This window comes from Ruegeria sp. C6 (assembly GCF_056537625.1).
Genome location: NZ_JBQFRW010000012.1, coordinates 1 through 26,785 on the forward strand (window position 1 = coordinate 1; position 26,785 = coordinate 26,785).

Annotated in this window: 28 protein-coding genes; 16 read left to right on the forward strand and 12 right to left on the reverse strand. The window is 54.2% G+C overall.

Annotated features, from left to right (window positions below; all coding sequences use genetic code 11):
* Nucleotides 1–194 precede the first annotated feature (194 nt).
* From ACR0MJ_RS20240 to ACR0MJ_RS20255, 4 genes are all read right to left on the reverse strand, one after another.
* On the reverse strand, nt 195–683 hold the full coding sequence (locus tag ACR0MJ_RS20240; RefSeq protein ID WP_170683994.1) for an NUDIX hydrolase: 489 nt from the start codon (nt 681–683) through the stop codon (nt 195–197).
* A gap of 21 nt (nt 684–704) precedes the next feature.
* Nucleotides 705–1,154 (reverse strand): CBS domain-containing protein, encoded by a 450-nt coding sequence (locus tag ACR0MJ_RS20245; protein WP_480762373.1) that lies wholly within the window; start codon nt 1,152–1,154, stop codon nt 705–707.
* Nucleotides 1,155–1,396: 242 nt separating this feature from the next.
* Entirely contained in the window at nt 1,397–1,762 is a 366-nt protein-coding gene (locus ACR0MJ_RS20250) for an SPW repeat domain-containing protein (RefSeq protein ID WP_170683990.1), read from the reverse strand.
* Nucleotides 1,763–1,780: 18 nt separating this feature from the next.
* On the reverse strand, nt 1,781–2,029 hold the full coding sequence (locus ACR0MJ_RS20255) for an EF-hand domain-containing protein (protein ID WP_170683988.1): 249 nt from the start codon (nt 2,027–2,029) through the stop codon (nt 1,781–1,783).
* Nucleotides 2,030–2,286: 257 nt separating this feature from the next.
* Here ACR0MJ_RS20255 and ACR0MJ_RS20260 point away from each other — a divergent pair, with 257 nt between their 5' ends.
* The 4 genes from ACR0MJ_RS20260 (at nt 2,287) to ACR0MJ_RS20275 (ending at nt 5,925) form a co-directional block, all read left to right on the forward strand.
* Nucleotides 2,287–2,724 (forward strand): LysR family transcriptional regulator, encoded by a 438-nt coding sequence (locus ACR0MJ_RS20260; protein WP_170683985.1) that lies wholly within the window; start codon nt 2,287–2,289, stop codon nt 2,722–2,724.
* A gap of 12 nt (nt 2,725–2,736) precedes the next feature.
* Nucleotides 2,737–3,138 (forward strand): hypothetical protein, encoded by a 402-nt coding sequence (locus tag ACR0MJ_RS20265; RefSeq protein WP_170683984.1) that lies wholly within the window; start codon nt 2,737–2,739, stop codon nt 3,136–3,138.
* Between the two features lie 659 nt (nt 3,139–3,797).
* On the forward strand, nt 3,798–4,472 hold the full coding sequence (locus ACR0MJ_RS20270) for a CorA family divalent cation transporter (protein ID WP_170683982.1): 675 nt from the start codon (nt 3,798–3,800) through the stop codon (nt 4,470–4,472).
* 121 nt (nt 4,473–4,593) lie between these two features.
* Nucleotides 4,594–5,925 (forward strand): MFS transporter, encoded by a 1,332-nt coding sequence (locus ACR0MJ_RS20275; RefSeq protein WP_170683980.1) that lies wholly within the window; start codon nt 4,594–4,596, stop codon nt 5,923–5,925.
* Nucleotides 5,926–6,040: 115 nt separating this feature from the next.
* Here the strand turns inward: ACR0MJ_RS20275 and ACR0MJ_RS20280 are convergent, their stop codons facing one another.
* Nucleotides 6,041–6,259: a hypothetical protein gene (locus tag ACR0MJ_RS20280; protein ID WP_152456637.1), complete on the reverse strand. Its 219-nt coding sequence runs from the start codon at nt 6,257–6,259 to the stop codon at nt 6,041–6,043.
* A 211-nt stretch (nt 6,260–6,470) separates the two neighbouring features.
* On the opposite strand from ACR0MJ_RS20280, the gene ACR0MJ_RS20285 reads away from it, so the two are divergent.
* The 4 genes from ACR0MJ_RS20285 to ACR0MJ_RS20300 all read left to right on the forward strand — a co-directional run bounded on the left by ACR0MJ_RS20285 (nt 6,471) and on the right by ACR0MJ_RS20300 (nt 10,706).
* The gene (locus tag ACR0MJ_RS20285) at nt 6,471–6,971 is read left to right on the forward strand and encodes a Dps family protein (RefSeq protein WP_170416161.1); all 501 of its coding nucleotides are present in this window, start codon (nt 6,471–6,473) and stop codon (nt 6,969–6,971) included.
* Nucleotides 6,972–7,021: 50 nt separating this feature from the next.
* On the forward strand, nt 7,022–7,306 hold the full coding sequence (locus tag ACR0MJ_RS20290) for a sll1863 family stress response protein (protein WP_170683978.1): 285 nt from the start codon (nt 7,022–7,024) through the stop codon (nt 7,304–7,306).
* A gap of 51 nt (nt 7,307–7,357) precedes the next feature.
* Nucleotides 7,358–8,620, forward strand: a complete 1,263-nt coding sequence (locus ACR0MJ_RS20295) for a DUF2254 domain-containing protein (protein ID WP_170683976.1) — start codon at nt 7,358–7,360, stop codon at nt 8,618–8,620.
* Between the two features lie 388 nt (nt 8,621–9,008).
* The gene (locus tag ACR0MJ_RS20300) at nt 9,009–10,706 is read left to right on the forward strand and encodes an adenylate/guanylate cyclase domain-containing protein (RefSeq protein ID WP_480762382.1); all 1,698 of its coding nucleotides are present in this window, start codon (nt 9,009–9,011) and stop codon (nt 10,704–10,706) included.
* Between the two features lie 366 nt (nt 10,707–11,072).
* Here the strand turns inward: ACR0MJ_RS20300 and ACR0MJ_RS20305 are convergent, their stop codons facing one another.
* From ACR0MJ_RS20305 to ACR0MJ_RS20320, 4 genes are all read right to left on the reverse strand, one after another.
* Nucleotides 11,073–11,405, reverse strand: a complete 333-nt coding sequence (locus ACR0MJ_RS20305) for a YegP family protein (RefSeq protein WP_170683971.1) — start codon at nt 11,403–11,405, stop codon at nt 11,073–11,075.
* Between the two features lie 220 nt (nt 11,406–11,625).
* Nucleotides 11,626–11,931 carry an ArsR/SmtB family transcription factor gene (locus ACR0MJ_RS20310; protein WP_370644467.1) on the reverse strand — a complete coding sequence of 102 codons (306 nt, stop codon included), beginning with the start codon at nt 11,929–11,931 and terminating at the stop codon, nt 11,626–11,628.
* 353 nt (nt 11,932–12,284) lie between these two features.
* Nucleotides 12,285–14,789, reverse strand: a complete 2,505-nt coding sequence (locus ACR0MJ_RS20315) for a hypothetical protein (RefSeq protein ID WP_480762384.1) — start codon at nt 14,787–14,789, stop codon at nt 12,285–12,287.
* Nucleotides 14,790–15,128: 339 nt separating this feature from the next.
* Nucleotides 15,129–16,055: a DMT family transporter gene (locus ACR0MJ_RS20320; RefSeq protein WP_170683967.1), complete on the reverse strand. Its 927-nt coding sequence runs from the start codon at nt 16,053–16,055 to the stop codon at nt 15,129–15,131.
* A gap of 126 nt (nt 16,056–16,181) precedes the next feature.
* On the opposite strand from ACR0MJ_RS20320, the gene ACR0MJ_RS20325 reads away from it, so the two are divergent.
* Together ACR0MJ_RS20325 and ACR0MJ_RS20330 are read left to right on the forward strand one after the other, a co-directional pair.
* Nucleotides 16,182–16,520, forward strand: coding sequence for a cupin domain-containing protein (locus ACR0MJ_RS20325; protein WP_170683965.1), 339 nt, complete (start codon nt 16,182–16,184; stop codon nt 16,518–16,520).
* A gap of 269 nt (nt 16,521–16,789) precedes the next feature.
* Nucleotides 16,790–19,315, forward strand: coding sequence for a cation:proton antiporter (locus ACR0MJ_RS20330; protein ID WP_170683963.1), 2,526 nt, complete (start codon nt 16,790–16,792; stop codon nt 19,313–19,315).
* A gap of 376 nt (nt 19,316–19,691) precedes the next feature.
* On the opposite strand, the gene ACR0MJ_RS20335 is transcribed toward ACR0MJ_RS20330, so the two are convergent.
* On the reverse strand, nt 19,692–20,612 hold the full coding sequence (locus tag ACR0MJ_RS20335) for a LysR family transcriptional regulator (protein WP_170511090.1): 921 nt from the start codon (nt 20,610–20,612) through the stop codon (nt 19,692–19,694).
* 115 nt (nt 20,613–20,727) lie between these two features.
* On the opposite strand from ACR0MJ_RS20335, the gene ACR0MJ_RS20340 reads away from it, so the two are divergent.
* From ACR0MJ_RS20340 to ACR0MJ_RS20355, 4 genes are all read left to right on the forward strand, one after another.
* Nucleotides 20,728–21,678 (forward strand): glutathione S-transferase family protein, encoded by a 951-nt coding sequence (locus ACR0MJ_RS20340; RefSeq protein WP_170683961.1) that lies wholly within the window; start codon nt 20,728–20,730, stop codon nt 21,676–21,678.
* Nucleotides 21,678–22,607, forward strand: a complete 930-nt coding sequence (locus ACR0MJ_RS20345; RefSeq protein WP_170683960.1) for a DMT family transporter — start codon at nt 21,678–21,680, stop codon at nt 22,605–22,607. Before ACR0MJ_RS20340 ends, ACR0MJ_RS20345 begins: the two co-directional genes overlap by 1 nt.
* A 39-nt stretch (nt 22,608–22,646) precedes the next feature.
* The gene (locus tag ACR0MJ_RS20350; protein ID WP_170511100.1) at nt 22,647–23,024 is read left to right on the forward strand and encodes a nuclear transport factor 2 family protein; all 378 of its coding nucleotides are present in this window, start codon (nt 22,647–22,649) and stop codon (nt 23,022–23,024) included.
* A gap of 93 nt (nt 23,025–23,117) precedes the next feature.
* Complete coding sequence (locus ACR0MJ_RS20355) at nt 23,118–23,615, forward strand: DUF6653 family protein (RefSeq protein WP_170683958.1); 498 nt, start codon at nt 23,118–23,120, stop codon at nt 23,613–23,615.
* A gap of 67 nt (nt 23,616–23,682) precedes the next feature.
* Here ACR0MJ_RS20355 and ACR0MJ_RS20360 read toward each other — a convergent pair whose 3' ends face one another.
* Nucleotides 23,683–24,282, reverse strand: coding sequence for an HdeD family acid-resistance protein (locus ACR0MJ_RS20360; RefSeq protein ID WP_170683956.1), 600 nt, complete (start codon nt 24,280–24,282; stop codon nt 23,683–23,685).
* Between the two features lie 20 nt (nt 24,283–24,302).
* Nucleotides 24,303–24,614, reverse strand: coding sequence for a hypothetical protein (locus tag ACR0MJ_RS20365; RefSeq protein WP_170451072.1), 312 nt, complete (start codon nt 24,612–24,614; stop codon nt 24,303–24,305).
* Nucleotides 24,615–24,777: 163 nt separating this feature from the next.
* On the opposite strand from ACR0MJ_RS20365, the gene ACR0MJ_RS20370 reads away from it, so the two are divergent.
* Both ACR0MJ_RS20370 and ACR0MJ_RS20375 read left to right on the forward strand, forming a co-directional pair.
* The gene (locus ACR0MJ_RS20370) at nt 24,778–26,370 is read left to right on the forward strand and encodes a tetratricopeptide repeat protein (protein WP_170683955.1); all 1,593 of its coding nucleotides are present in this window, start codon (nt 24,778–24,780) and stop codon (nt 26,368–26,370) included.
* A 24-nt stretch (nt 26,371–26,394) separates the two neighbouring features.
* Entirely contained in the window at nt 26,395–26,697 is a 303-nt protein-coding gene (locus tag ACR0MJ_RS20375) for a hypothetical protein (RefSeq protein ID WP_170683953.1), read from the forward strand.
* Nucleotides 26,698–26,785 lie beyond the last annotated feature (88 nt).

Sequence of the window (26,785 nt, forward strand, 5' to 3'; positions counted from 1 at the left end):
ATCCAACGGTATTGAAGTTCCCTAGCCCCGACACAATCTTCGTATGCACACAGCTGTGGCTAGCGGGACATCTTCAGTTGATACGACTCCGACCGCAACGGATAACACTCAGAACATTAACAAGGTTGCTGATTGAAACGGATCGAAAAACGACAAATTGCCGGAACCGCACAGCCTTACGGGACGGAAAACTTCTAACTACGCCCTTGTTTCTGCACCATTTCGCAAATCCAATCGTCTGGCTTGTAGAGCATCAGGATCATTTGACTGAGCTCAGGTTCATCAACTCGCCGGGCGGCACGTTTTGGGGAAAACCAGCGTCGTTTGCGTTCGTGTTTCTCGTCCCATTGTTTGTGGAGTTTTCGAACAAACATAGGGTAGAGCGTGACGCGACAATCAACGGTCGTGCCGTCCTCCAGAAGCTTCTGATAATCATAGGTTCCAAGCGGCGTCTTGGAGATGGCACCGATGGCACCAGCTTCTTCCCGCGCCTCTATTTTGGCCGTTGACCAGGGCTTCTTTCCCTTGATCAACCAGCCCTTAGGTGGAACCCAGCGTCCAGTGTCTCTGGATGTCACCAAAAGAACTTTGGGCTTTGAATTCTTGGGCAGCCGAAAGGGAAGCGCCGCAGCCTGCGCAAATTGCTTACCTTTCGTTTGGGCGGCCGTTCTGGCTTTGCTCATTTTCGCAATTGCCTTTACGCCTCAAACGACAGATCGATCTTGTGTACTGCGCGCTTTGTCGCGCAACACTTTCAGTTCCAATTCATCTTCCTCATGAATCCGTGCCAGTATCTCTTTGCTGCTCACGACGGAATACGGCTCGCCGCGTTGGGTGACGACCAAGTTCCGGATGTCGTGCTTGGCCATCAGATTGAGAGCAGTTGAAAGCTTCGAGCCAGTTGCACATGTGATTGGTTTCTCTGTCATCCAGTCATCCACGGTTTGCTCGTAAAAGGAGGACCCTGAATCTACGAGGCATAGCAGCACGTCGTGGTCCGTGATAATCCCGACCAACTTCTCATCTTTAAGTACGGCGAGGGCATTCACTTCCAAAAGTGCAATCGCGACCGCTGCATCGAATACGGTTGTGTCAGCGTCGCAGAACGGGCGTCTTTTCAGATCCTGTGCTTCGACAATGCTTGAGATCGTCATTCGTTGTTCCTCATTAACGCGCGCTCGGCCAACCGAAGTGCCCGAGCTAGTGAAAAGGTAAAACTTCGTGTTACATCAATCAGTCGGATGAAAACAAAAGCGACGCCATAGTAGTGAGATAGTGCAGTTTAACGTGGACGCCTGCCAACATAGTGCTGTGCCAATGTTTGACATAGGAAGAGAATTTCAACCAACCGATCCACAGGCCGAAGTCGCGGGGCAGTTGCCTGCCCCGCGCCAGTTTACGAGATTGCACGCAATCCGCGGCTCGCCATTACCTCCCATACGGCGAGAGCGATAAGCGCTGATCCCGTTAGCCATGCGTTGGCCATTGCCACAATGTGGCCCGTGAAGTTCAGCGCCGTAGGAGCGGCGATTAGCGCAATCCCCAGTGCCGATACCGGAGCCACCCGTGCGAGAAGGTGACTCCGGCCGTCAGCGCCGGACATGACTAGAACACCAATGCCAACGGCCATGAAGGCGAGAGATTCGAGTTCAGCCATGCCCTGCAACAGAATTTCTTCACGGAACAAAACAAATGGCGACAGAGCCAACCAGATACCCATCGCGGCAAGCAGCCATCTATGGGGTGGGATGGGCTTCCTCATAACCGTGACGACCTTTGCTTACTGATCCCCTGCAGGACTAGGGAGAAGCTCTGCATCAACGGCAGCCAGTAATTCGGCTTCATTGATGAAACCATCGGCATTTGCGTCGATCTCCAGGAAGAGATCATCCGAGACTTCAGGATACTTGGTCTGAAGCTCTGCCAGCGACGCCAGGCCATCACCGTCCATGTCAAGATCAGTGGGCATGGCGAATGCCGGAACAGCAAACAGCGAAGAGAGAAGAGCAACAATAGAAACTCGACTCATTTTGTTTTCTCCATGAGAAAATGGGCTTCTTGCCCATTGTGGGGTTGGTGCAGCGCTCCGGTGTTGGTGGCAAATCCACAGGGGTCAGATTGCAACGGTTCCTCAGATCGAGATCTCCACTACAAACGAAAATTGTTGATTGGCGTTCCGATCTGGTGGGGGCACTTTCGCGCTACTCGGAGAATATGGCACAAAGGTATCGTGTTGAATAACGAATTTTTCTCGCCGATAGTATCGGAAATTCGAATAGGTGACCCATGGACATTGAACTTGCTCGAACTTTCCTCGCGGTGGTTGAAACGGGTACCTTCTTCGATGCTGCGAACAAAGTTCACGTCACTCAATCGACAGTGAGCATGCGCATCCGAACGCTTGAACATCAACTTGGACAAGCTGTGTTCGAACGCGGAAAATCCGGAGCGACCCTGACACCTGCAGGGCGGCATTTCCTGAAACACGCCCAGGTATTGGTTCGCACCTGGACACAGGCCAAGCTGGACGCTGGTCTCCCCGCCTCCATGGCCGCAGCGTTGGAAATAGGCGCGGCTCCAAGCCTTTGGGACGGGTATCTCACAAACGCATTGCCAGATCTAATGACGTCGCTGCCCGATGTTGCGATCAGAGCATCAGCCGCTTCTTCCGAAACACTGACGCACGAGATTGAAGAAGGAAAACTTGACCTTGCAATCATGTAGCGGCCGCGAAGCGTGTCGAGCTTATCCGCGTTACAACTCTTTGAAGATGAGTTTGTTCTTGTCACCAGTGGCCCGCAGGCCCTTCCAACTGTTCATAGCGAAAATTATGTCCTGATAGATTGGGGCCCTGAATTCCGGGCAGACCATTTGTTGAACTTTCCTGAGCTTGACACGCCGCGTTTACAGCTTGGTATCGGAACTTTGGGTCTACAATATCTAAAGTCAGTTCCTGCAGCCGGGTACTTTCCCAAGCGCGTGATTAAGCCAGAGCTTGAGGAAGGCTGGCTTACATTGATTGAGGCTGCGCCGCGCTTCGCATATGCGGCCTATGCAGTATTCGATGAAAGCGAAACAGGCGGTTTGCCAGGCCAAGCCGCACAACAGCTACGTAGTCTCGCAGACTCCGTTGGTTGAATGCCAGTTGGATTATTTCCGAAAGCAAAACGCAGCTCATAGGAAGGGCAGAACCCAGACCACAAGCCCCCTTAATCTCATCGCCGAAGCTTGAAGTCTGACTTCAACGGGATATGATTGCATACGTTGGGTGGGGGTTTAGAAGGATATGAGTAAGCATAATTGCAACTTTCAGAAAACTGTGGAATTGCCGGAACTCAAGGCTGCTCTTGCAAGCGGGTTCTGCGATCACTGCGGCGCCACGGTATCGGAACTGATCCAACGCGGGGAGATTCTCGAACTCTGTGGACAGGAACATTGTTTTGACTATGAGACCGGCGAGAGTATTGAAATCGCCGTTGCGCTTTGCCCTTCCTGCCACCAAGCTAATCATTTAGATGCGCAGCGACAGCATAACCCTTGCCACGTTTCCGCACGGCGAAGCCGGGATCATCGGGACTAATAACCCAGGCCCAAGCGCGGAAAAGTTTTACTCTAAAGGAAAGTCGCCCACTCAGAATAGGCATCGTGTGTTGCGGCTGGCATCAGGCTTCAAGCCAGTTGTCGCGGGTAGATAACCTGCACACTGTCCGCGTCAAACTGATCGAAGCTTTTTTGCCACCTCCGGCCTGGCCACAGGAGTTTGGCGGTCAGATTATGGGGATGGTAGGCTGCGGTATATGGATTCTCTAAGGCTCTGGGCCACAGAAAGAACTATCGTATCTGCCCGTGTGCGCAAAGTCTGGGTAGCAGACAGTCTTCGCCTAAAAGCCGAAAGCGGTACGGGGCCGGAAAGTGTCGGTGCATTTTTGGCAGAACTTGCTGCGGGGCTCACAAAGCGGATTGAGGCTGTCTCGCTTGAACTTGAAGACGAGACAGACTCTCTCGAAGAGATCGGGCTTACAGGAAATGAAATCAAACCAGAGCGCATCGCGCGATTGCGGCAAACGGTGATCAAACTTCGGCGCTATATCAGTCCGCAACGCGATGCACTCGATGCTCTATCCTCATTGAGAAGTGGCGTAGTTCACAGCGACGCATCTGTATTGGTCAATGAAACCGCGAACCGCACTCGCCGTACACTTGAGGAACTGGATGCAAGCCGTGATCGCTTGACAGCCCTTCAGGAGCAGATGGACGCCGAACACGCGAATGCGCTTGCTCGAAACGGCTATCTATTGTCTGTCGTGGCAGCAATCTTTCTGCCACTTGGATTTCTGACTGGTCTATTTGGCGTGAATATTGCTGGCATGCCCGGCTTGAGTGCTCCCTTTGCGTTTTGGGCGCTGACACTGGCTTCGGCTGCCATCGGAATTACACTTTACGTCGTGTTCAAACTCTCAAAGTGGTTGTAGCAAAAGTAGGTTGCCAATGATTGATCAAGCTGCTGCACAGAAAGCCTTGATCACCTTCGCCAAAACGCGTTTGCAAGCAAAATAGCTTCTCATTTCCCAGTTTGACATTAGGCTGGAACCGATGTTCCGACAGCTCTTACCGATATCAGCGCTGCTTCTTGGATCAGGGCTTCTTCTGTTCGCAGGTGGTGTCCACGGTCTGATACTTCCCGTTCGTGGCTCTTTCGAAGGTTTTTCCGCCAGCTCTCTGGGCCTTTTAGGAACGGGGTGGGCAGTTGGCTATGTAGCAGGATGCCTTGTTGCACCAAGGCTTGTTGGGGCAGTAGGACATATTCGAACCTTCGGCGTAATGTGTGCCCTCGCCGCCGTAACGATCCTTTTCCAGGCTGTGGTAGTAGAAACGTGGGCGTGGATACCGTCGCGCGCAGTTTCAGGATTTTGTTTTGCAGGCGCGGCAATGATCGTCGAGTCATGGCTCAACGATAAGGTTGAACCCAATACGCGTGGTACAGTCTTTGGCGTCTACACGATGGTTAACCTGGGTGCGGTGACAGCCGGTCAGATGGCTATCTCACTGGGAGATGCAACGGGTTTCATCTTCTTTGCCGTAGGCGCGATGGTGTATTGTTTGGCGCTTATACCAACTGCCCTGTCAACCTCGGCATCGCCAGCACCCCTGACATCTGTGCGTCTCGATCTACCGGCGTTGTGGCGAAACTCACCAGTTGCGGTCGCCGCGGTCTTTCTTGTTGGCATTTCAAATGCAGCATTTGGGACCCTAGCTGCGGTGTACGCGGATCGCGTTGGGCTATCACTTACTGCAATAGCTTTGTTCGCGAGTATTCCGGTTTTGGCCGGAGCTTTTGCACAAGTCCCAATTGGATTTGCAAGTGATCGAATGGACCGGCGTAAAGTCTTGCTGTTTACAGCGGTTGTGGCTCTCGCTTCGGATCTGGCTTTCGTCCTTCTTGCGCCGGAGTCTCGCGTCATGAACCTTGCTTTGGTTGGGATGTTTGGCGCTGCAATTTTTGCGATGTATCCAATCATCGTTGCGCATGCGAACGACCATGCACCGCCGGGCACCTCGATTCAGGTTTCAGGCGGGTTGCTGATGGTCTACGGGCTGGGATCGATTGCCGGGCCGCTGATAGCAGGTGTAGCAATGACTGGATTAGGGCCACAGGGCCTATTCATGACAACTGTGGCAGCGCATTGCCTGATGATCGTGTTTACGGTCTGGCGGATTATGGCCAAGTCAGCCGTACCTGAAAGTGAGAAGACCGCATTTCGCGTCAGCGCTCCTGCAAGGGTGGTTACGCCTGAAACTGCCGTCCTTGCTGTCGGTGAAGATGAAGCAATTTCGCTTTCTGAAGCTGAGAGCGAGCTGGGCACCCATCCCGATGTGAAAGATAGTGTGGCGCCAAGAACTAATTCTGAAGACAGCCCTTCCTAATCTTCTCCAATGTGTTCGCGGCGCGCTAGGCTGGTCAACTACCGGCGCGAGAGTGAGAATTGAACATCACCTAAATCAAACATGGTTTTCGCACATAGCTCTGCGAATGTTCCTGTCACTCATCCACAACACGAAACTCACCGGAAGGCGCGTCAGTAGGTGGTTCTTCAAACTCATTGGAAATCAGACCACGACGGATGAGTTCACGAATGGCGGCCGCTCTGGATGGCAGTCTGTTCTCGAACCGCCAATCATCGATGGCTTTAAGCTCTTCGAGGTCGAGCATCAGTTGTAGTTTTTCCGTGCGCTTTGGTGGTCGATTTTGATCAGACACTGGCATGACCTCAGTAGCTTACGTCAGTTACTCCAAGCATGTATGGCAATGGGCCTGTGTGTCTACATCAATCTTGGCATGTTGTGCCGGATACCCAGGATCATGAAGCGCCCCATAATGTGTCGGATACCCATATTAAGTATATGATTTTATTTGACAATTTATGAACCTCTCTTACGTTTTACTCCGCAAGCAACGAAACGGAGTGAAAATGATACAGCAAGTCTTAAAGTCTGAAGTTCAGGAAGAAACCAACGACACAGGCATCGACAAGAACGCTTGGATCGCCAACGCGGTGACGGAAGTACTGGCCGATACCATGGTCCTGATGGTGAAAACACAAGGCACACATTGGAACGTCGTGGGCCCGCTATTCCTGCCGATCCATGAACTGACAGAGCGTCAGTATCGCGACCTGTTCGAAGCTGCGGATGAATTGGCCGAGCGTGTGCGTGCGTTGGGTCAGGTGGCACCGATCTCGTTCACGGACATGGTTAGCCAAGCCAAGCTGACCGAAGAAGAGACTGTTAAAGATGCAGAGGGCATGATCAAACAATTGGTCGCAGACAACGAAGCGATTGCTCGGAACCTGCGTGAGACTGCCGCGACCGCTGCCCGTTATGGCGATGGAGCTACAGAGGATCTGATGAACGCCAGGATGGCGAAGCATGAGGAAGCGGTCTGGATGCTCAAGGCAATTGTTGCGGCCTAATGGATGGCTCCCTTCGATCTGAACCACCGTTTGAGAAGAAAGGAAAAACGATGACACGTGTTGGGTATGAGAAAAAAGCACAGCTGCAACTGGATAGCTGGAATGCTCAAATTGATGTTCTCGAAGCCAAGCTGAAGGTGGCTGAAGCGGACGCCAAGCTCGAGCTCGAGGAGCAGCTTAGTAAGCTCTACAAGGTAAGGTCCGATGCAAAAACGCAGCTCGAAGAGTTGAAGTCGACCAGCGACGAGGCCTGGGAAGATGTCAAAGCGGGCTACGAGGCAGCTTGGGGCGATATGCAGAGTGCTTTGAAAGAAGCGGCCGACCGGTTCGCGTAAAGCTTCATGCTGGGTTCGTCAAAAAAGCTTGTGTCGTGAATGGGGACCGGAATGCAAACACCTAGAGAATTATTGAGGTACTTTCGCGGGTTCCTAACCATCCCTGCCACCATAAGTCTTTCAGGGCTTTTGGTGGCTGGGATTGTCTTCAAGACGGAGCAGGCGCTCGTGGGTTGGAGTTGGTCCGCTTCCGATTGGCTAAGCGTTTCTAATCGTACTGCGAGCGATGTACTAAGCGCAATCTCGGCAGCATCCATGTCCGCGTTGGTCATGGTCTATTCCATTGTTTTGCTGGTCTACACCTTGGCAGCGGGATCTATTGGACCCAGGCTCTTGCAGCGCTTTGGTGAAGACAGGGTGAATCAGATTGCAGTTGGCTCACTTGGAGCGACGTTTTTATACAGCTTGATGATCTTGTGGCTGATACGCGATGACACATCGGTCAATTTGGCCGTTGCGATTGGAATAGTCTATTCGATCATCTCAGTTCTTTTGCTGCTGCTCTTCGTTCATACAGTATCGACGCGCGTAACTATTGATCAGGAGGCGGCGCGGATTTCTGCAGCCTTGGATCGCCAAGTGAGCACCGCAATCGAAAACAGTGCAGATATTCCATCTTCAGAGGCAGTCCCTGAGGAGGGAGACAAGAGGCAAGTCTTGGCTTCGGGCACCGGATATGTGAACTCGATCAATACCGAAGGTCTGGTGAGTGCGGCCAAGGAGGCAGGAGCAGTCATCGTTTTTGATGTGCAGCCAGGTGACTTCATGGTTCCAACGGACACTTTGGCCAATGTTTATGGTGATAGTGAAGAGAGCCTCAATGATCTGGTGCAAGCGGCAGCTCCGTTGATCCCTGCACGAGATCCTAGCGGAGATATCCGCTTTTCTGTCCATCTTCTCGTTGAAATTGCACTTCGGGCGTTGTCGCCGGGTGTCAACGACACGTTTACCGCAATAGTCTGCATCGACCGTCTATCGGCATCTCTGGCTCGAGCGTGGTCGTCAAAGCTCTGCACGGGTGTGTATCGGGATGATGGCGGAAACGTGCGGGTGATTTACCCGTCCATCACGGCTGAGTCATTGTTTCACGACTCGATGCCAGCTCTGCGACGCGCTGCCCGGGGTAATGGCCTCGTAACGTCCGCCCTTATTCGAGCTTTGGTGCGCATCGCGGAGTCAGCTCCAGAAGAAGATTTGCGGACTGTTGTAGATGAACTATCTGCGGTCAGAGATGAGACCCGAGAAAGCGATATGCTAAAGCGCGATATTGATAAGTTTTGCGGCCAAGTGGAAACCGCAATTGAACGATTTTAGTCAACCGTCCTGGACAATTGCAGTCCAGTGCGGCTGGGGGGTGGTTTGTGAGTGGGCCATCCCCCAACTAATGGGAAAGTGCTTTTCTATTGGTCTTAGTTTCATTTCATCGAAAGGTAGTCACTGGGAGGTGAAACCAAACGGCTACTTTGTCCGCGTTAACGTCATTCGAGAGTGCTTCAGCTACAGCAGACAACATGATTTCCTGAACGTCGCGCATGTCCTAGTGAATGGCTTGGTGCAAAACTGAAGAGCGTGATTGTGAATGCCTGCTTCGGGCTGCCAACTGACGCTGAAGCCAAGGGCGTAGAGCGTCAGTAAAGAGCCCTGAGCGAACTTTGTATTCAGGCAGTTGGAGTAAAAGGCCGCATCATCTATCGTCGAACGCATGTCGGACAAGGGACAACATTTGCAACGAAGGTTGGCGGCGATACTAGCCGCGGATGTCGTTGGGTATTCGGCGCTTATGCATAAAGATGAGCAAGCCACAATTCTCATGCTTGATCACCTGGAAAGCGACATCGTCACCCCAACGATTGCAGGCCAGTCAGGTCGTGTCGTGAAGAGCATGGGCGACGGTTGGTTGGTGCAATTTGACAGCGCGGCGCAAGCTGTAACCGCAGCAATGCAGCTACAAGAGCAGTTGACTGAACACTCGTTAATCAGCATGCGCATCGGTGTACATGTGGGTGACATCACAGAAAAAGGTGACGACATACTGGGTGACGGCGTAAACATCGCCGCCCGACTTGAGAGCATTGCGCCGTCGGGTGGCATCGCTATCTCTGAACCCGTACACTTGAACCTTGAACACGCTCTGGCAGATGCTTTCAAAGCAGTTGGGAAAAAGAAGCTCAAGAACATCCAACGCAGCCTGGATGTGTGGATTCATGATGGACCGCAACTTGGCGCATCGCATAGCTCACCTTCTTTCACAGAGACGAGCTTGCCAAAGCTATCCATCCATCCTGTCACGTGCAGCGACGAACGCACTGAGCTAAAGGAAATGGCCGCTGCTCTCACTTCAGATTTCGGTTCTTATTTTCAAACGATCAACTGGTTAAACGCAGCGATATCCTCCGCGGAGCCTTCAGAGGGATATGCACTTCGTGGCGTGCTGCGTGGACACGGCGACCGATTGCGCCTGGAAGCCCGCTTAAATGACTCTTCTGGTTCCGAAATCTGGACTCAAAAATTCGACGGTTTGGTCGATGCTATCTTTGATTGGCAAGACGAGGTTGTAGAAAAGCTGTTGGATGCCGTTAGCGGGATTTTGATCCAGTCGCTGACCGCAAAGCTCTCTGCTTTACCTGAAGACGAGCTGACTGCCGAACAGTGCGTCTTGATGGGCATGATCACATGGTCGGAGGCCAGCATTGACAGCTATAAAGAGACGTTGTCGTACCACGCTAGGGCCATCGAAGCCAAACCAACCCTCGCTGCCGCCTATGCCGAAGCTATTTGGACAATGAATGGTGCGAGAACCTATGATCTTCGATGCGAACTGTCATCCTACTACGAGAAGCTGCCAAACTGGATCGAGGCCGGGCGACAGATGGCGGGTCAAAGCCCAACGCTTGATCTGAGTGTCGCCGTGGCTGACTACAACGTAGACAGGGATGCGGATCGACTTTCCGTGGCGCTTGAGCAAATCCGGCAAAGAGCGCCATTAGATGCCCGCCTGCATTTGTTTATGGGTTGGGGATACAACTGGGCCGGGTTTCCTGAAACGGCATTGGGCTGTTTTCAGACAGCGCTTCGGTTGGGCCGATATGGGGCTGTATTCGTTGGTGCTTCCGGAGGTGCCGCCACCTCTTGCGTAATGCTTGGGCGAGACCGTGATGCTATCGCCTACGCAGAGGCAGGTTTGCGCTTCTCAAAAATCTATGCCGCACTTCACAGCACGAGGGCTGCTGCTCACGCAATGCTTGGGGAACCTGAAGAAGCGTCTGCTGCTTTGACGCAAATGCTGCAAATGGAACCTGGTGAAACGATCTCAAAGTGGCGTAGCAACGTGGACTACGGAGGCTCTGAAGGCGCTGAACGTTACTTTGAGGCGCTTCGCCGGGCAGGGTTGCCAGATTAGCGGTGCCGGAACCAAGTTGCGCTAGCAAAACCGGCAGCTTGATCGCGCATCTAAGAAACTGCAAAGCTCCGATTTGAAGGGCCGCTATGGGCTGCTCGCGGCCGTTGCTGCCCGAAAATGAACGGTGCGTTTGTTGCGCACCTCGAACATTGCAGAACTTGGATCTGAATGCCCGCAGTGGGTCGACAGCAGTTCTCGACCTGTTGGATGAAAGATCCGGGATGGTACTCCAAACCACTCTCTGGAGCTTTGGCTTTTGTTTCTACTTTTTTATGCTAGCGCGGTGCATATGATAGTGCGATTCTTCGCCACCAGTGCAGTGCTTCGGTGAGCATGTCTCTCAGCCGAAGCTTAGTCTTTATCAAATCAGGTCAGGTCTTCGACACGCGCGTCTGGCGCATTTCGTTTTACGGACTCAATTCCATTATCCCGAGCGGTTGCACTGGTGTAGCTCTCGCTGGTGCCGATCACCTGCCCGTTGCTGGCTTTGAGGTTAAACATGTACCCGCCTGACTTCGTCTCCTTACGCTCGTACCGGTCGTCATTTGGCGCATTTGTCTTCACTGACTCGATACCTTTCTCGGCACTTGCTTTCTGTACATAACCTTCGCTGGCCAAAATAATCTCGCCATTTCCGGCTTTGAGGCGAAACCGGAACTCTCCTGCCTTGTCTTCAAAGATTTCAAATTTTCCAGCCATGTGACTTACCTCTTTATGGTTGAACCAAAATTCGACACGACGTTGCTATGTTCACCGATTGGTCACAAGGCAAAAATATAAAAAACTAAATCATCCAGCTGATGAGTTGGCGTACTGAGTCCATCGTCTCAAACTAGTTGCTTAGAAAAGACAAGCAAAGAGCGCTCGTTTTCGTCAATCCGATTTGATCCAGCCCCTTTATGTCCTCATCAATTGCAGATCACTTTTTCGCATCTTCGCTGCAAAAGAGATCGTGCAGGACCTCAACAATCGCCAACACTCGTTCATCCGCAATCCTGTAATAGATGCTTTTCCCGTCGCGCCTTGACTCAACCAGACCAGCGAGGCGCAAACGCGACAATTGTTGGGACGCTGCTGCCTGCCGCATGGAGAAGGTGGTTTCGATTTCGCTGACGGATTTCTCACCGCCAAGAAGCAGGCACAAGATCTGCAACCGGCCGTCATGCGCCATGGCCTTTAAGAAGTCGGTCGCTTCAAGCGCGTTTTTGCTGAGATCGGGTTTCAAGTGGTGCTCCCAAATAAACAATATACCCTGATATCACGAACTCTGGCCCCTATCCGCACTTCATAATGTGTGTGATCGACATGATTCTACAGAAGAATGGGCGGCAAGTGTACATTGACGGGATTATCTGGACAGTTGGTAACCTGAACTGAGTCAACATCCGGACCATCTTCTTGGTCAGACCGCACGATAGATCTTTGGCGAAGCAAGTGCTGTGTTTCGACAACTTCCTTTGATCCCTGTTCAATGTTTTACAATAGTTTGCCCCCTTTTTTCCATTCGGATCAGAGAGTCTGACCGGTAGATCGCGATGGATGTCGCCAACTACATCGAACTCAGATTCTCGCTACGCATCAATCAGGTAGGCCAACCCTTTCGAGATCTCCGACGAACTTGTCGAGATCAGAGGTCTCGACGTTTTCGAATGCCAATCTCATTCGGGCCTTTGTCATCCGGGGGCGGATCGAACTGCCTAACTCTATAATCCGCCGGGCTTCATCTTCACGCGATTTTCGTGCCAGAATTGCCGCCAAAATATAGTGGCCGAACGGTTCAACCGACCTGCCTTCCATAGCAGCCCTTGCACATGCTTCAGCCTGGTCCAACTCATCTTCCAGAAGGTAGAGACAAAAAGCTTTGGCGAGCAACTTAACCTTGTAATACGGCCCGGCTGTACCAAATCGCATCGCTGTCTCGATGCTCTGAAGAGCAAGTTTGGGCTGACCGTTCGCGAGCCGCACGATCCCCACTACCAATTGCGCGTTGGCCGAGCTTGGGTTGAGTTTGACCGCAAGTTCGGCCTCGGCATTCGCGGCATCGTGCTTCTTCAGTACCGAGTAAATCCTCGCAAGGCTGGCATGTGCAAAACTGCCTTGATCATCCAGGGCCACTGCGCGTTCAGCATGACGCAAGGCGCGCTCCTTGGTTGCTTTCCGGTCCTCCACCTGAAGAAAGAGAAGTTTCCGCAAAAGCGTGTTCACCATAACCGCATGCGCTAGTGAGTAGTCTGGAGTTAAATCTATTGTTCGGGACAGTATGTTGCCTGCTGTCTCGGTATCTTCGCTCGTGAACTTGTAAAGATGCCAAAGCGCTTTCTGCACCCGATCCCATACACTCACCTCACCTCGTTTCAGCCGCGCTTGTTCGCGCATGTCAAATCTCAGTTCCCAATCAATATGTCCGACGACCGCCGAAGCGATTTCCTGCTGTAACGAAAACACATCCTCGATATTCCGGACCAGCCGGTCAGCCCAAAGATCATGCCCGGTGGATGTGTCCACCAAATGCGCGTTGATGCGAACACGTTCGTCGTCATAAAGTACGCTGCCTTCAACCAAGTAGTCAGCTCCGGCGCGCTGCGCGACCTCCTCTCCTGTCAGGGCTGATTGTGTGAGGAACTTCGTGGAAGTCGGGGAGACCACCGCCAGCCAGTCCACTTTGGCTAGCTCGGTAATGAGTTCCTGGTTGATACCCGATACGAAAGCGTCAACGCCACTTTGCGAATTCAGATTTTCGAGAGGCAACACCGCGATCACCGGTTTCTGCGGAGCCGGAAGTTGGGTCATCATACGGCGGCGCAGCCGATCTTTCTCCAGTGGCGGTTCAGTCTTGGGTGAAGTGGCATCGGGATCGACAGGAGGATCCGACTTGGGGTGCGCGGAGGCGTCAAACCCAAAAACTGGTCCGTTTTTGGGCCAGTCGACATTGTTGAGCGTGAAATAATCCTTGAGATTGTGGGCTGCGTACAGAAAAGCGTGGCTTCGCAAACTTAGGTCAATACTCTTTTGTGCGAAGTTCAGACCTGCGGCCACTCGTGCCAATAGGTATTGGCTCTCCATAAAGCTTAGGCGATGGCTCTCGTGCCGTTCGACCCAATTCATGGCCTCCGTTCTCAGGGTTCTGACAAATTCGGCAATTCCAACGTCATCTTGCCAAAGCCCCAACGTGTGGTGTTTTGGATGAAACAGCCCCAGATCGTCAAGAATGGCATCCCATTGTGCCGGTGGGCAATTTCCGCGCCGCGCCAAAAGGTACGCCAGCTCGAAATATGCGTGATCATAAAACAGGAACTGCTTGGCCTGATACATGGCGAGGTCAATCAGATAATAATCCGGTTCGCTCTGCTGGTGCGAACGAACCAAAACGTTTTGGCCGTGAAGGTCGCCATGCAGGCGACCTTCCGCAGCACGAATGTTCAATCGACTTGGGAGATCACGGTTATGCGCGAATGCCAGCGGGTTCGGGTACCAATGACCCTCATAAGAAAAGCACGGTTCCAGGGGATCGTGATTGCATGACTCGGACAAAAAATGGTGTAGACGCCCCTCTTTGGGATCCAATCGGTATCCGAGCCAACTAGAAAGCAAATCCTGCGGCGCATGCATTCCCTGCGCGATCTGGTAATCCGCATTCCAGTCTTCAAACAGGCTTCTTGCAAGCCTTTGAAGCACATCCAGTGCCAGTTCGTACCCGCAAGCGTTCCAAGGAACAGAATACTCCAATCCTCTGGCAACCACAGTCGAGAGAATAGCAATTTTGCCTTCGTGCTCCACCGATCCAACAATGCGGGCAAGATGCTTCGACGCGAACTCCGGGGCCGCTTCGAATGCTTCACGATGCAGTTGGACCTCGGTTTTTTCGTTCCACTGTGGATCCGGGCATTTGTCCAGCTTGAGAATAGCCTGCCCGTTGAGGACATCACTCGAAATATCAACAATATATACAAGAGCACCTGACTTGCCCGCGCTTAACTGTCGGTGAAAATAAATCTCACCCGAAATTTTCCAACGAGAAGTTACCAGAGGCAAAAGTTCGCTGTACTCTTCTGGCCATTTGAGGTCATTGGTAACAGTCATCAATCACACTTTGCAAAATAGCGTCCCACCCGGTCCAGTTCCGAATGCAGACCGCAGTGGCTGCAATAATACACCATCCAAAAATTGCGCCAAGCCGCAGTGATGCCGGGTAGTCAGCCCCAACACCTGCCAATTCGTGCAGTACTTCCTTTACACCGGTCGACGGCTTCGTGAGCGTCGTCGACGAGGGGTAGACGTGTGAAGCAAAGGTATTAGAAATGGAAAACTGTCTTGTCAGACTGATTGTCGTCTGTGGCGGATTGCGCAGTAGAGCAAGATACTTCAATTCCAAATGCGCTAACTAAATCGATGCTGAACCCATGGCCTTCGGCAACACCTGCATCAATGGGGCGGATGGTCCGCATGGCTTGGTCGAAGGTGCAGCCGCGTTGCAATCAGCACTCCACCGATAATCAGCACACCACCAACGCCTTGATAGAGTTGAAGGTGCATGCCCCTTAGAGTCACGGCTTCGATCGCAACGAATATCGGCACAAGATATGCAAACAAGGAAGCCGTCGACGCACCAACTTCACTTGTGCCAAAATTTAGCAAGTGGAGGTAAATGGCACCCATTCCAACTCCAATGAACAGGATTGAGCCCCAGACCTTCCAAGAATAGGCGAATGGGCGAGAAGTACCTGCTTCAACGAACAAAGCAAACGGCAGCAAAACCGCGATGCCAATGACGAAAATCACGAACAAGCCCTCATCGGGCTTAGGTTTCATATTCCATCTCTTAAGAAGCACTAAGTAGAGCCCACGGCAGGCGTTTGAGGCAATCATCAGCAGGAAGGCGAGATGCGGGTCGAAATTGACTAGATTTTCCAAATCACCGCGAAATGCAAAAATCAGCGCTCCTATCAGTGCAATTGCGACACCCAGATATTGGACAGGTCGCAACCGTTCGTTAAGCAGCAGTGTAGAAAACAGAATCGTCAGCAAAGGTACACTGGTATATCCGGCGCCAAGATCTATCAGGTCATTTGATCGGAGTGCTGCATAGACAAACCAGGGCGTTGCCACCACGCCTATGCAGGAAAGGACTGTGATACGGAGCCAACTGCCCTGGAAATGCTGGAACGGATTGGTCCGTCCCCTCAAAACAAGTGGCAATACAAATACTGCTGCAATCAAGCAACGCCAAAAAGTCAGTACAACCGGATGAACCTCATTGACCGCCAAATTTCCGAACAAAAAGTTCCCGGCACTGATCAGCATTGCAAGCAACAAAGCCCCGTAGGCCAGCGCAGGTCTATTCACCTTCATGATTGCATCAGAGCATGGCTGGCATTTCAAACAAAGCGTCAATTGATGTGGCGCTTATGCAGACAAATCGGACGTAACGCTGTATTTGTAAGTAAGGGACATCTCTTAGGAGAGTAGTTATTTACGATGAACATTTTTCAGCGAACGGATTGGGCCTCAGACGAAGGCTGGAACGGAAAACTCGAAGGGCAAAACGCTGCTACAGGCATTTCGTTTCTTTTTAATGAAGTGAAAGAATCCGGCAAAGGACCGCCATTGCACAAGCACCCATATGATGAAGTTTATCTGGTGCGTCAGGGGCAAGCCCGAGTTGTTGTTGGAGACGAAGAGGCAATTGTAAACGAAGGCGATATTTTGGTAATTCCAGCTAATACCCCGCATAAGGTTTTGACTTCAGGAACAGGGCCCTTTGAGATCATTAGCGTCCATGTGTCTGCCAAGTTTACGATGGATATCCTTGAATGAGTCTATCCCTTTCCCAAAGTGTGGACTGAAGGGCTCGGAGCCGTCGTAGGAGCGAACGCAGCGTTTTGAGCCTGTGAATCGCACACAGATGCGGACGGCCCAAACCTGCCGTTCACTTACCTTGCAGGTGTCGTACTGCACCCGTCATTCCTAACATTCGCTGCAACCACACATTCTGGACGAGTATAAGGTCACACTTTGATCCCAAAGGGTCGATCCGGTTTGAAGGTTGGATTCCCTTAGTTCGAGTTCTCAGGTAATAGGTATTGATGGATATAGTCGTCATTACGACCATCATCACTTCGCTTTTTGTTGTAATCGGCGTGGCGGAGCCACTGGCTGCTCGGTTGCGCTTGCCTTTCAGCGTTATTCTCGCTGTCCTGGGGGTGGTGATCGGACTTGGCGCGACCTTTTTTCTCAACACTGACCTGACGGATGCGCTTAACCCTGGGGCGCAAGCGATCATTGATCTGCCGATCCGATCCAACGTATTCCTTTATGTTTTTCTACCAACGTTGCTCTTTCAGGCCACACTCGGAATGAACCTTCGCAGGATGCTGGATGACTGGATGCCCATCATGATGATGGCCGTTGTGGCAGTGATTGTGGCTACACTTTCTATTGGCTACGCGCTCAGTTGGGTAAGTACGTTGCCACTGGCCGCTTGCTTGTTGATTGGTGCTATTGTGTCGACGACTGATCCGTCGGCGGTTGTCAACATTTTTCGATCCATCTCCGCACCACGCAGGCTTTCGCGAATAATCGAGGGCGAAAGCCTTCTTAACGATGCTGCAGCGATTGCTCTTTTCGGGCTATTCATGAGCTTTGTCATGCTCGGAAGACCCGATCCCTTACTCAGTGAGGCCATGGGGCAATTTCCGCTGTTGATCTTGGGCGGAGTACTCACCGGTTGGCTCATGGCGCGCATGGCGGTTTGGCTGATGGCTTTCGTAGACCTTTGGGTAATGGCGCAGATTTCAGTTTCCGTTGCGCTACCGTATCTCTCCTATATCGTTGCTGAACAAAGTATCGGTGCTTCGGGCGTCATCGCTGTTGTGGCGGCAGGCCTTACTCTCAATCTGACAGGCCCCGGTCGATTGTCCCCGTTCGCTTGGACCAACCTGCAAGAAGTATGGGATCTTCTAGCCCATTGGGCAGGAGCGCTGATCTTCATTCTTGCCGCGTTGCTGATACCACGGTTGCTGGAAGGGGTTCGGCCTTCTGATTTCGTCTTGCTGGTCGTCGTGGTTCTTGCCGCAACACTCGCGCGAGCCGCGGTTTTGTACGGTTTGTTGCCCTTGCTCACGACAATCGGTCTGTCGCCAGCTGTGGAACGCCCCTATCGCACCGCGATGCTGTGGGGTGGGCTGCGGGGTGCTGTAACTCTTGCGCTGGCGCTGGCCGTCACAGAAAGCACGCATATCCCGCTCGAGACCAAGCGACTGGTCGGCATACTGGCCACAGGCTTTACGCTGTTTACACTGATTGTTCAGGGAACAACCTTGCGCTCGGTGATCACAAAACTGGGGCTCGACAAGCTCTCTCCGCTTGATACGGCACTGTCACGCCAAGTGATCGCGGTTGCCTTGCAATCGGTTCGCGAGGACATGTCCCGTACCGCAGAAAACTACGATTTGACCCACGATATCGTCAGAAACGAAGCCAAACAATTTAGCGAACGCCTCGACGAGGCTGTGAAGGCCGCCGAAGACAACGCGCAGATCCTTGATCGTGACCGGATCACGCTGGGCCTTATTGCGCTGGCCGGTGCAGAGCGGGATTCCGTGTTGGCCCGACTGCGAGAGCGCACCATGTCATCGGTTCTGAGTGAGAAGATCCTGTCCGACGCTGATCGGTTGATTGAAGGCGCACGAACCGGAGGTCGGATCGGCTATCAGCGCGCGGCAAATCGATCCGTCGTTTACGGCAGATCTTTTCGGATCGCCGTGTTTCTGCACAACCGGCTTCAAATCTCGTTCCCACTCACTCGCATTACAACGGATCGGTTTGAAAGATTGCTCATGCAACGCCTGATCCTGCGGGATCTCGATGGGTTCGTCCGTGGCCGCATACGCCGAATCCACGGCCGCCGGGTTGCGGAATTGCTTGATGATCTGTTGGCGCGTCGATCCGAGGCGGTTGAGACAGCGCTTGACGGCTTGCGGCTACAGTACCCCGGCTACGCCGAAAAGCTTGAGCGGCGGTTCATCCGGCGAACGGCACTGCGACTGGAAGAGCGTGAATACGCGGTCATGCGCGAGGACGGCCTGGTGGGCGAAGAGCTCTATTCGGTATTGATGCAGGAAGTTGCGACCCGACGCGCTTTGTCTGAAGGGCGTCCGGTTCTGGACATAGCCCTCAAAGGACGCGATCTGGTCCGGCAGTTCCCGCTGTTCTCTGATCTCGACAAAGCTTCATTGAGGAAACTCAGCAGAGCGCTGCGTACCCGTTATGCCAACGCGGGTGACACCATCATTGCCCAAGATGAATTCGCCCGGAGCGTATTCTTCATTGCTTCCGGGGCAGTCGAGGTGGAGCTCGGCAGACATACTTCGCGGTTGGGTCGTGGCGAAATGTTTGGGCAATTGGCCATGCTCTTAAAACGGCCCCGTCGCGTAAATGTTCGGGCGTTGGCACCTTCGACATTGCTTGAGCTCGACGAAGCGCGATTCCGGCGGCTACTCCGGCGAAGCGAAGCCATGCGGAATTCTGTCAAGATGAGCGCAACAAACCGCATGATTGACCCTGCGGTGTTGGACCTGGATCAGCGTGCAGGGCCTTCTGAACAAAGTTAATTGTCTTGAAAGATCATCCATTGGAAAGGAGTCGCGGAAACAACGGTGTTGTCTCATGTGCACCAGTCGGGTTCTGTTTTGTCGATGGTCTACTCCTATCAAAGGCTTGCTAACTCAAAAAACCGTCACTGCTATCAACATCCCGGACAATCGCCCCAGTTTCCTGACTCCAAATCTAAGAGCATCAGCCACAAAGTGCGACTTTATGAGAAGGATGGGTACGCGATCTGTGACAGGTTCGGCCCAATCCAGCCGTTCAAGAATATCCGACTCTGCACTACAGCATTCCCCGAAGAAGACATTGCCGGACTGCCCCGCACTTTGGGTGTTCTTGGTCGGTCCAGGTTTAATGTTAGAGTATCATCGGCCCTTGTCCCTAAAGCGGACCTGCATCCAAATCCCAATAGGGTGCGTCGTGCCCGATGCGTTCCACGACGAAATCCAAAAACGCGCGAACTTTCGCTGGCATGTGCTTTCGTTCAGGGAAGACTGCGTACAGCGCCTGTTCAGGCAGGCGATACTCGGGCAGCACCCTGACCAGACGGCCACTGGTCAAGTGGGCTCCGGCAATAAAGGTCGGCAGGCGGCCGATACCAAGACCGTCAAGCAGCACGGTGCACAGGGCTTCACTGTTGTTCACGCGCAGAACACCAGATGTCTGAACGCGCATGTCACCCGCGGGCCCGGCTAAGCGCCATTCCGAAGGGTCGCGCGAATAGGCGTAGTGAAGGCAGGAATGCGCCAGAAGATCCTCAGGTGTTTCTGGCGTTCCGGACTGCGCAAGATAGTCCGGCGCAGCGACAATCACGCTGTGGATCGGGGCGAGTTTGCGTGCGATCAGGGCCGAGTTCGGCAACGTTCCGGCGCGTAAGGCCACGTCGATGCCCCCTTCGACGAGATCGACAAATTTGTCATCCATCGTCAGGTCAATTCTGATCCCCGGATATTGCCTGAGGAATGCAGCAATCATAGGCGCAACATGCAGTTGTCCAAAGGACATGGGTGTACTGAGCCTTAGTAATCCAACCGGTTGCCCCTGCAACGCCGCAACTGCGTCTTCGGCGTCCTGCGCTGCGTCAAGCGCCTGCGCCGCGTGGGCCAGATAGATTTCGCCCGCCTCGGTAAGGGAAATGGACCGTGTCGACCGATGAAAGAGCTGCGTTCCCAGATGGGCCTCCAGCACGCCGATCCGCTTGCTGACCGCTGATTTTGTAAGACCCAGATGCCGGGCGGCGGCTGCGAAACCGCCATGGTCCGCCACGGCCACAAACACAGGGATAGCGCCAATTTCAGTCATGTTTTGCGATCCTTTGGGCGAATTATTCTCACCTATAAGTTTCAAATTCACACGATTATCATCAAATAGAAAGCCTAATAGGTATCTGCATGTCCTGTTAACGCCGGAGGCTGCCATGCCCAAGATGCTTATCAACGGAGTTCTGCGTGACAGACCGCTCGCCTCGGACGGTCGTTTTCACCGCCTGCAAAGCCCATTCACGAGCCACATCAGCGTGCAACCAGGCGCCCCGTTTCCGAACACGCCCGGCCGATACCACCTTTACCTGTCCAAAGCCTGCCCCTGGTGTCATGGCGTCGATCTGATTCTAACTTTGAAAGGCTTACGCAATGCGTTCAGCATCACATGGATGGACCCGGTCATGTCGGAAAACGGCTGGGTCATCGACCAGACGCTGTTCAACGATCAAAGCGGTGTAGAACGCACCCGCTTCCTTTACGAAGTCTATCAGCACGCCAAGCCGGATTACACGGGTCCGATCAGCGTGCCTGTGCTACTGGACACGGATACAGGCCGGATCGTCAGCACCGAATCGGCCGAGATCATGCGCATGCTTCAGACGGCGTTTCCCGATACCGCGGGACCCGATCTTCGCCCGTCCCATCTTTGCGACGAAATCGACCGGATCGCCGAACAAATTCAGTCACCGATCCGCGAAGGCGTCTATCGCGCCGGGTTTGCAACCAGCCAGATCGCGTATGGCGAGGCCGTAACGGCGCTCTTTGCCTGCCTCGACGCGATTGAAGAAACGCTTGGCCAACGCCGGTTCCTAGCCGGAGACGTGCTGACAGAGGTTGACCTGAAGCTGTTTCCGACACTTCTGCGGTTTGACCCGGTCTATGTGACCCACTTCAAGACCGACTACAAACGCATCAGCGACTATGTTGCCCTGTCCCGCTATCTGGCCGACATCATGCGGTTGCCGGGCGTGGCTGACACTGTGGACATGGCCCATATCCGTCAGCACTACTTCCTCAGCCATCGGCACATCAACCCCAGCGGAATTATCCCGATCGGCCCGGCTTCTCTGCGCTTAACCGATGTGCCGGAAATGGGGGCCGCGTGATGCCTGATATTGTCAGAAGATCCCCTGTATCCGCGCTGATCATGGCCATCGGTGTCCTGGTGGGGGTCAGTTTCACTTTGTCCAAATTCGTCTCGATGGCAGGAATATCAGCTCTGACCGCTTTGTTCTGGCAGGTTTTGCTGGCCAGCATCGCGCTGTTGGCGTTGTGTTTGCTGTCGCAGAAGCGCGTGGCGCTCAACGCGTGGCACATTCCCTATTATGTCGGCGCCGGAGTTTTTGGCGTCAGCGGCCCCGCTGTGATCGGGTTTCTGGTGCTGGAGCATGTGAGCCTTGGGTTCTATTCCGCCCTCGTCACGCTGTCACCGCTGTTTACCTTTGCGATAACGGCACTGATCGCGCGCAGGATGCTGCCGTTGCACCGCTTGGTTGGTATTCTGATCGGCCTTGCCGGGGTCAGCCTTGCCACCATGGGTGGGTTTGACCTGTCGGGAGTCGAGCCGGCGTGGATTGCCCTGTCGCTTTTGGGGCCCTTGTTTCTGGCCTACGGCAATGTCTTTCGCAGCTATGCCTACCCGCCCGGCGGCGATCCGTTGGGGCTGGCGACCGGAACGCTTCTGTCACAGCTGTTGCTGATTTCCGCCCTGATACTGGGACGCGGCACCACAATCAGCGACGTCTCGGTGTCCCCTGCCCTGCTTGGCGCAATCTTCGGCATCGGATCCATCACTGCGCTCAGCTATGCGCTGACCTTCGAAGTACAGCGGCGCACGGATGGCGTTGGGTTCGCCCAGGTCGGCTATTTTGCCACGCTTTCCGGCATCGCAATCGGGGCAATTGTCTTTCGGGAACCTCTTGGCCTTGGGCTGCTGGGGTCCCTCGCAATCCTGTTCCTTGGGCTAGCCGTCACCAACGGTCACCTGAAACTCCCGCCGGTCCTGCACCGACGGTCACAGGCCAACCAGACTTAGACCCACCGATAACTTTCAAACAGAAAAGGAAACCAAAACATGCAAATCACTGCCCCCACCACAGCGGCCCACGCGCCCCGGATCGCATCCCTTTACACCGCTGTTGACGCGCTGGACGAAGCCGGCGTTGTCGAGCATGTCACCGAAGACGTGCAGTTCCAGCTTGGCAATTTCGAACAGATTGACGGGCGCACAGCCGTGCAAGCCGCGAACGCAGGGTTCTTTGCCACGATCCAGGGTATGCAACATACCATCACCGGCATCTGGTCCAGCGGCGATACTGCGTTCTGCGACGGCACCGTTCACTATACGCGCAAGGACCAAAGCACGCACGACGTGCGCTTTGCTGCACGGTTCAACTTTCGCGAGGACAGGATCGCGGATTACCGGGTGTATGTGGATATCTCCGGTCTTTGATGCCTTTGGCCAGGGCTGCGCGCGTTGCCTGCCGCTCTGGCCGACACGGGCAGAAACGGCCATAATTGCGATCCAGCTTCGGAAGAGGGTTCGATGACCGATCGCAGCATTCTGGAACAGCTCATGACGATGTCCGACGACGTCTGGGACCGGCACACCAACCCGTGGAGCGGCTGGAGCCGCCTGAGCATCCCGCCCCTGTTCGTTCTGGCCGTCTGGAGCCGGGTTTGGCTGGGCTGGTGGTGCCTTGTTCCGGTCGTTGTTGTTGTATTCTGGACATGGTGGAACCCCCGCGCCTTCCGCAAAACGGGCAATCCGGAAAACTGGATGTCCAAAGGTGTACTTGGGGAACGGATCTGGCTTGCGCGCGCGAAATCGCCGATCCCTGCAAGGCACCGCCGGATGCCTCTTATTCTGGCCGCAGTCAGCGCGGTCGGAATCGGCCCCTTGGTCTGGGGGCTTTGGCAGCTTCAATTCTGGCCGACGCTTCTGGGGTTGCTGCTGGTTATGGGTGGGAAGCTGTGGTTTCTGGACCGCATGGTCTGGCTGTTTGAAGACACTCGGGCAGCAAGCACCTGGCAAGGAAAATAGCGGCGCTGTGAAAACGGAAAGCAGGAGCATCAGATGCCCCTGCCATTCCGGGTCTGCCAGGACACGCTTAAGCTTGTGGACCCCCATGCGCCGAGGGCCGCTGCGACAGCCCCAAAGACATCAGGGACACACCGGCGAAAATCAGGTTCAGGCCGGCAAGAACCCCCAGCAGAACAAGGGACGAGCCATTGACGATACCGGTCAGGATCAGGCCGCCAAGCAGGATGGCCATCGCGCCGGACGCAATCATCAGCGCCATGGGCCGCTCCTGACGCGACCGAATGGCAATTACGATCCGCAACACACCTTCGGCCAGAAAAACCGCGCCAAGCGCAAGGGTCAGTGCCAGAACGCCGCCGAACGGATCAAGCAACAGAACAAGCCCCGCAAGCGCGTTCAGAACACCGATGGCCAACAGCCAGAAGAACCCTTTCCACGCCTTTTCCGCAAATGCCTGAATCGCTGTGACGATGCCACCGCCCAGCACGGCCACGCCGACAAAGGCTTCGACAGCGAGCGTGGACATCAGCGGGAAGGCTACGGCGCACAGCCCTACACAGAGCATGGCGACGCCGAGCACAATCAGCCAGACCGGTCGAGGCTGCCAACCGGCGACCTCTTCCATGAGCGCGGGTTTCGGCACGGTTTCATTAACTGAATCAGTCATGTCGACCTCCAGGATCAGGGTCAGGCGACCGACTTGTCGAGATGATCGCGATAGGCGGCAACGGCGGCGTGCAAGGCTTCCCAATGGTTCTTCGCCTGATCATGCGCGTCCGTCACAGCGTCTTCGCCTTCTTTCTGGATGCGATCGGCAAGGTCAGTGACCTTGTCTTTTGCTTCCTGCAGATCGGATTGCAGCTTTGTCACCTGCTCCTGGGTCCACTTGTCGGTCGCGTCGCCCGCGTCCTTGACCTTCTGTTCGAACGATTTCAGCTCGTCCTCGACACGGGTATAGTCGTCTTTGGCTTTCTGTACGAATTCGGAAAATGTTGTCATGGTTCAGTCCTTTCATGGGTCATATGTTTGCTGGGCTCTTTTGAGCGCCATGGCCCAGACCCTCGCAGATCCACGGCCCGCATCCGAGTGAGTCACGGTTAAACCGTCGCGCTGTCTTGTGGCGCTGCTCGTCATCGGACAAAGTTGAGCGACGGAGGGAAACATGCTTGCCGAAGTAAGCTCTGCCATCGATCCAAGCGCTATTCAGGAACAGTTGAAGCGCGTCCTCGTCAGTCCGCATTTCGCGGATACCACGCGCCTGAACCGCTTTCTGTCGCATATTGTCGGCGAAGCGCTAGCGGGTCGGTCCGAGACGCTGAAAGGCTATGCAATCGGCATTGACGTTTTCGACAAGCCCGAGGATTTCGACCCCACCATCGACACGATCGTTCGGGTTCAGGCCAATAAAATGCGCAGCCGGCTGGATCTCTATTACGCTCAGGAAGGGCGCGAGGACCCGGTTCGAATACATATTCCCAAGGGGTCCTACGCCCCGGTTTTTGAGATCGCGTTTGACCCCGAACGCCGGACCGATGCCGAAACGCCCCCGGCGGCAACCGGACGGGTCGCGGTGGCCGTGATGCCCTTTGACAACTTGAGCGGAGACCCGTCGCAGGAATATCTGGCCGATGGGTTTACCGAGGAAATCATCTCGGCCATCGCCCGGTTTCGCGAGGTGAGCGTGCTGTCCCGGCACGTCACCTTTCGCTTTCGCGGCCGCGGCCGCGATCCGCGCGCGGTCGGAAGCGAACTCGACGTCCAATATCTGGTCGAAGGCAGCGTGCGACATTGGGACAACAAGCTGCGCGTCACCGCCCAGCTTATTGACGCGGAAACCGGCCAACAGGTTTCTGCGGACACTTATGACCGCGACCTGAGCGCGGACAGCCTATTTGAAATTCAGGACGATATCGCCGCCCGGATCGCCACGGAAATCGCGGAACCCCACGGAGTGATCCATCGAACAGGTGCAGTGCAGCGCAGGGCACAGACGCACACGCTGGATGCCTATCAGTGCAGGTTGCTGGCCACCGAATACTGGCGTGAACCCACGGTTAAAAAACACAAGAAGGTCCGCGACCTGCTGGAGCGCGCCGTTGAGATTGATCCCGAATATGCCGGCGCCTGGGGGATGCTCGCGATTGTCTACGGCGACGAACTGCGCGGCGGGTTCAATTTTCGCAAGTCCCCCCCGCCCTTTGATCGCGCGCTGGAGGCCGCACAGCGGTCGGTCGCTCTGGATCCGCTGAACGCAACCGGCCAGCACGCGTTGTTTTTGACCCATTTTCATCGTGGAGAGTTCGAAAGCTTTGAAGAAGCGGCCGCTAAAGCATTGCGGGCCAATCCGAATTATCCAGACATGTTGGCCGATCTGGCGGCCTGCTTTGCGTTGCGCGGCGATCTTGAACAGGCCGCGAGACTGAGCGCCCGCGCGATCGAGCTGAGCCCCAACCCGCCCGGCTGGTACCACGCAAGCACGTTCCTGATCTGTTTCATGAAAGATGATTACAGCGGCGCGCGTTCAGCGGCGCGCAAAGTCGGTGGTGGCATGTGGAATGGTTCTGAAGTGCTTGAGCTTATGTGCATCCCTTACACGGAACCGGACGCCGACCTGGATTCAACCCTGTTGGCCCTGAAGACCAACATTCCCGATGTTGACCGTTTTATCCAGACGCTCTACGCGATCTGGCATGTGCCATCTGACATCTCACAGAAAATGACTGAGGCGCTGCGCGCAACCGGGGCGCTGGACTGAGGTCCGGCCGTCAGGAATTTAACGGTGACTCACTCTGCCCGTTCGACCACTGTGCGTAGGCTGGTCCTGACATCGCAAACAGACCCGAACCAACCAATGCTAACTCTGCCTCAGCGCCTTGATCTGATGAAACTTGCGACGGATATCGCAAAAACCAAGGCCAGCTGGTCCGAAGAAAAGCCGACCAAACTGGAAGAGGAAATCCTATCCATTTATGAGAGGCTCAGGCCAAGTGTCGAAAGCGGCAGCGCCTTTGAGAACACCAGCATGTCTGATGTGAAAACCGCCGTTGACGTCGCCTCGACCATCGACGGATTTCTGGAATAGCCGGTCCTTGTTTTCAAGGCCAAACAATGCCGTTTCGCATCAGGATGTTGCGTGCTCACAATTCTAACAACTATCAAGTGCAATCGCC

What these genes read in the sequence shown, in the direction of transcription:
- ACR0MJ_RS20240 (WP_170683994.1), bottom strand. Translation starts at nt 683, where the DNA reads ATGAGCAAAGCCAGAACGGCCGCCCAAACGAAAGGTAAGCAATTTGCG.
- ACR0MJ_RS20245 (WP_480762373.1), bottom strand. Translation starts at nt 1,154, where the DNA reads ATGACGATCTCAAGCATTGTCGAAGCACAGGATCTGAAAAGACGCCCG.
- ACR0MJ_RS20250 (WP_170683990.1), bottom strand. Translation starts at nt 1,762, where the DNA reads ATGAGGAAGCCCATCCCACCCCATAGATGGCTGCTTGCCGCGATGGGT.
- ACR0MJ_RS20255 (WP_170683988.1), bottom strand. Translation starts at nt 2,029, where the DNA reads ATGAGTCGAGTTTCTATTGTTGCTCTTCTCTCTTCGCTGTTTGCTGTT.
- ACR0MJ_RS20260 (WP_170683985.1), top strand. Translation starts at nt 2,287, where the DNA reads ATGGACATTGAACTTGCTCGAACTTTCCTCGCGGTGGTTGAAACGGGT.
- ACR0MJ_RS20270 (WP_170683982.1), top strand. Translation starts at nt 3,798, where the DNA reads ATGGATTCTCTAAGGCTCTGGGCCACAGAAAGAACTATCGTATCTGCC.
- ACR0MJ_RS20275 (WP_170683980.1), top strand. Translation starts at nt 4,594, where the DNA reads ATGTTCCGACAGCTCTTACCGATATCAGCGCTGCTTCTTGGATCAGGG.
- ACR0MJ_RS20285 (WP_170416161.1), top strand. Translation starts at nt 6,471, where the DNA reads ATGATACAGCAAGTCTTAAAGTCTGAAGTTCAGGAAGAAACCAACGAC.
- ACR0MJ_RS20290 (WP_170683978.1), top strand. Translation starts at nt 7,022, where the DNA reads ATGACACGTGTTGGGTATGAGAAAAAAGCACAGCTGCAACTGGATAGC.
- ACR0MJ_RS20295 (WP_170683976.1), top strand. Translation starts at nt 7,358, where the DNA reads ATGCAAACACCTAGAGAATTATTGAGGTACTTTCGCGGGTTCCTAACC.
- ACR0MJ_RS20300 (WP_480762382.1), top strand. Translation starts at nt 9,009, where the DNA reads ATGTCGGACAAGGGACAACATTTGCAACGAAGGTTGGCGGCGATACTA.
- ACR0MJ_RS20305 (WP_170683971.1), bottom strand. Translation starts at nt 11,405, where the DNA reads ATGGCTGGAAAATTTGAAATCTTTGAAGACAAGGCAGGAGAGTTCCGG.
- ACR0MJ_RS20320 (WP_170683967.1), bottom strand. Translation starts at nt 16,055, where the DNA reads ATGAAGGTGAATAGACCTGCGCTGGCCTACGGGGCTTTGTTGCTTGCA.
- ACR0MJ_RS20325 (WP_170683965.1), top strand. Translation starts at nt 16,182, where the DNA reads ATGAACATTTTTCAGCGAACGGATTGGGCCTCAGACGAAGGCTGGAAC.
- ACR0MJ_RS20330 (WP_170683963.1), top strand. Translation starts at nt 16,790, where the DNA reads ATGGATATAGTCGTCATTACGACCATCATCACTTCGCTTTTTGTTGTA.
- ACR0MJ_RS20335 (WP_170511090.1), bottom strand. Translation starts at nt 20,612, where the DNA reads ATGACTGAAATTGGCGCTATCCCTGTGTTTGTGGCCGTGGCGGACCAT.
- ACR0MJ_RS20340 (WP_170683961.1), top strand. Translation starts at nt 20,728, where the DNA reads ATGCCCAAGATGCTTATCAACGGAGTTCTGCGTGACAGACCGCTCGCC.
- ACR0MJ_RS20345 (WP_170683960.1), top strand. Translation starts at nt 21,678, where the DNA reads ATGCCTGATATTGTCAGAAGATCCCCTGTATCCGCGCTGATCATGGCC.
- ACR0MJ_RS20350 (WP_170511100.1), top strand. Translation starts at nt 22,647, where the DNA reads ATGCAAATCACTGCCCCCACCACAGCGGCCCACGCGCCCCGGATCGCA.
- ACR0MJ_RS20355 (WP_170683958.1), top strand. Translation starts at nt 23,118, where the DNA reads ATGACCGATCGCAGCATTCTGGAACAGCTCATGACGATGTCCGACGAC.
- ACR0MJ_RS20360 (WP_170683956.1), bottom strand. Translation starts at nt 24,282, where the DNA reads ATGACTGATTCAGTTAATGAAACCGTGCCGAAACCCGCGCTCATGGAA.
- ACR0MJ_RS20365 (WP_170451072.1), bottom strand. Translation starts at nt 24,614, where the DNA reads ATGACAACATTTTCCGAATTCGTACAGAAAGCCAAAGACGACTATACC.
- ACR0MJ_RS20370 (WP_170683955.1), top strand. Translation starts at nt 24,778, where the DNA reads ATGCTTGCCGAAGTAAGCTCTGCCATCGATCCAAGCGCTATTCAGGAA.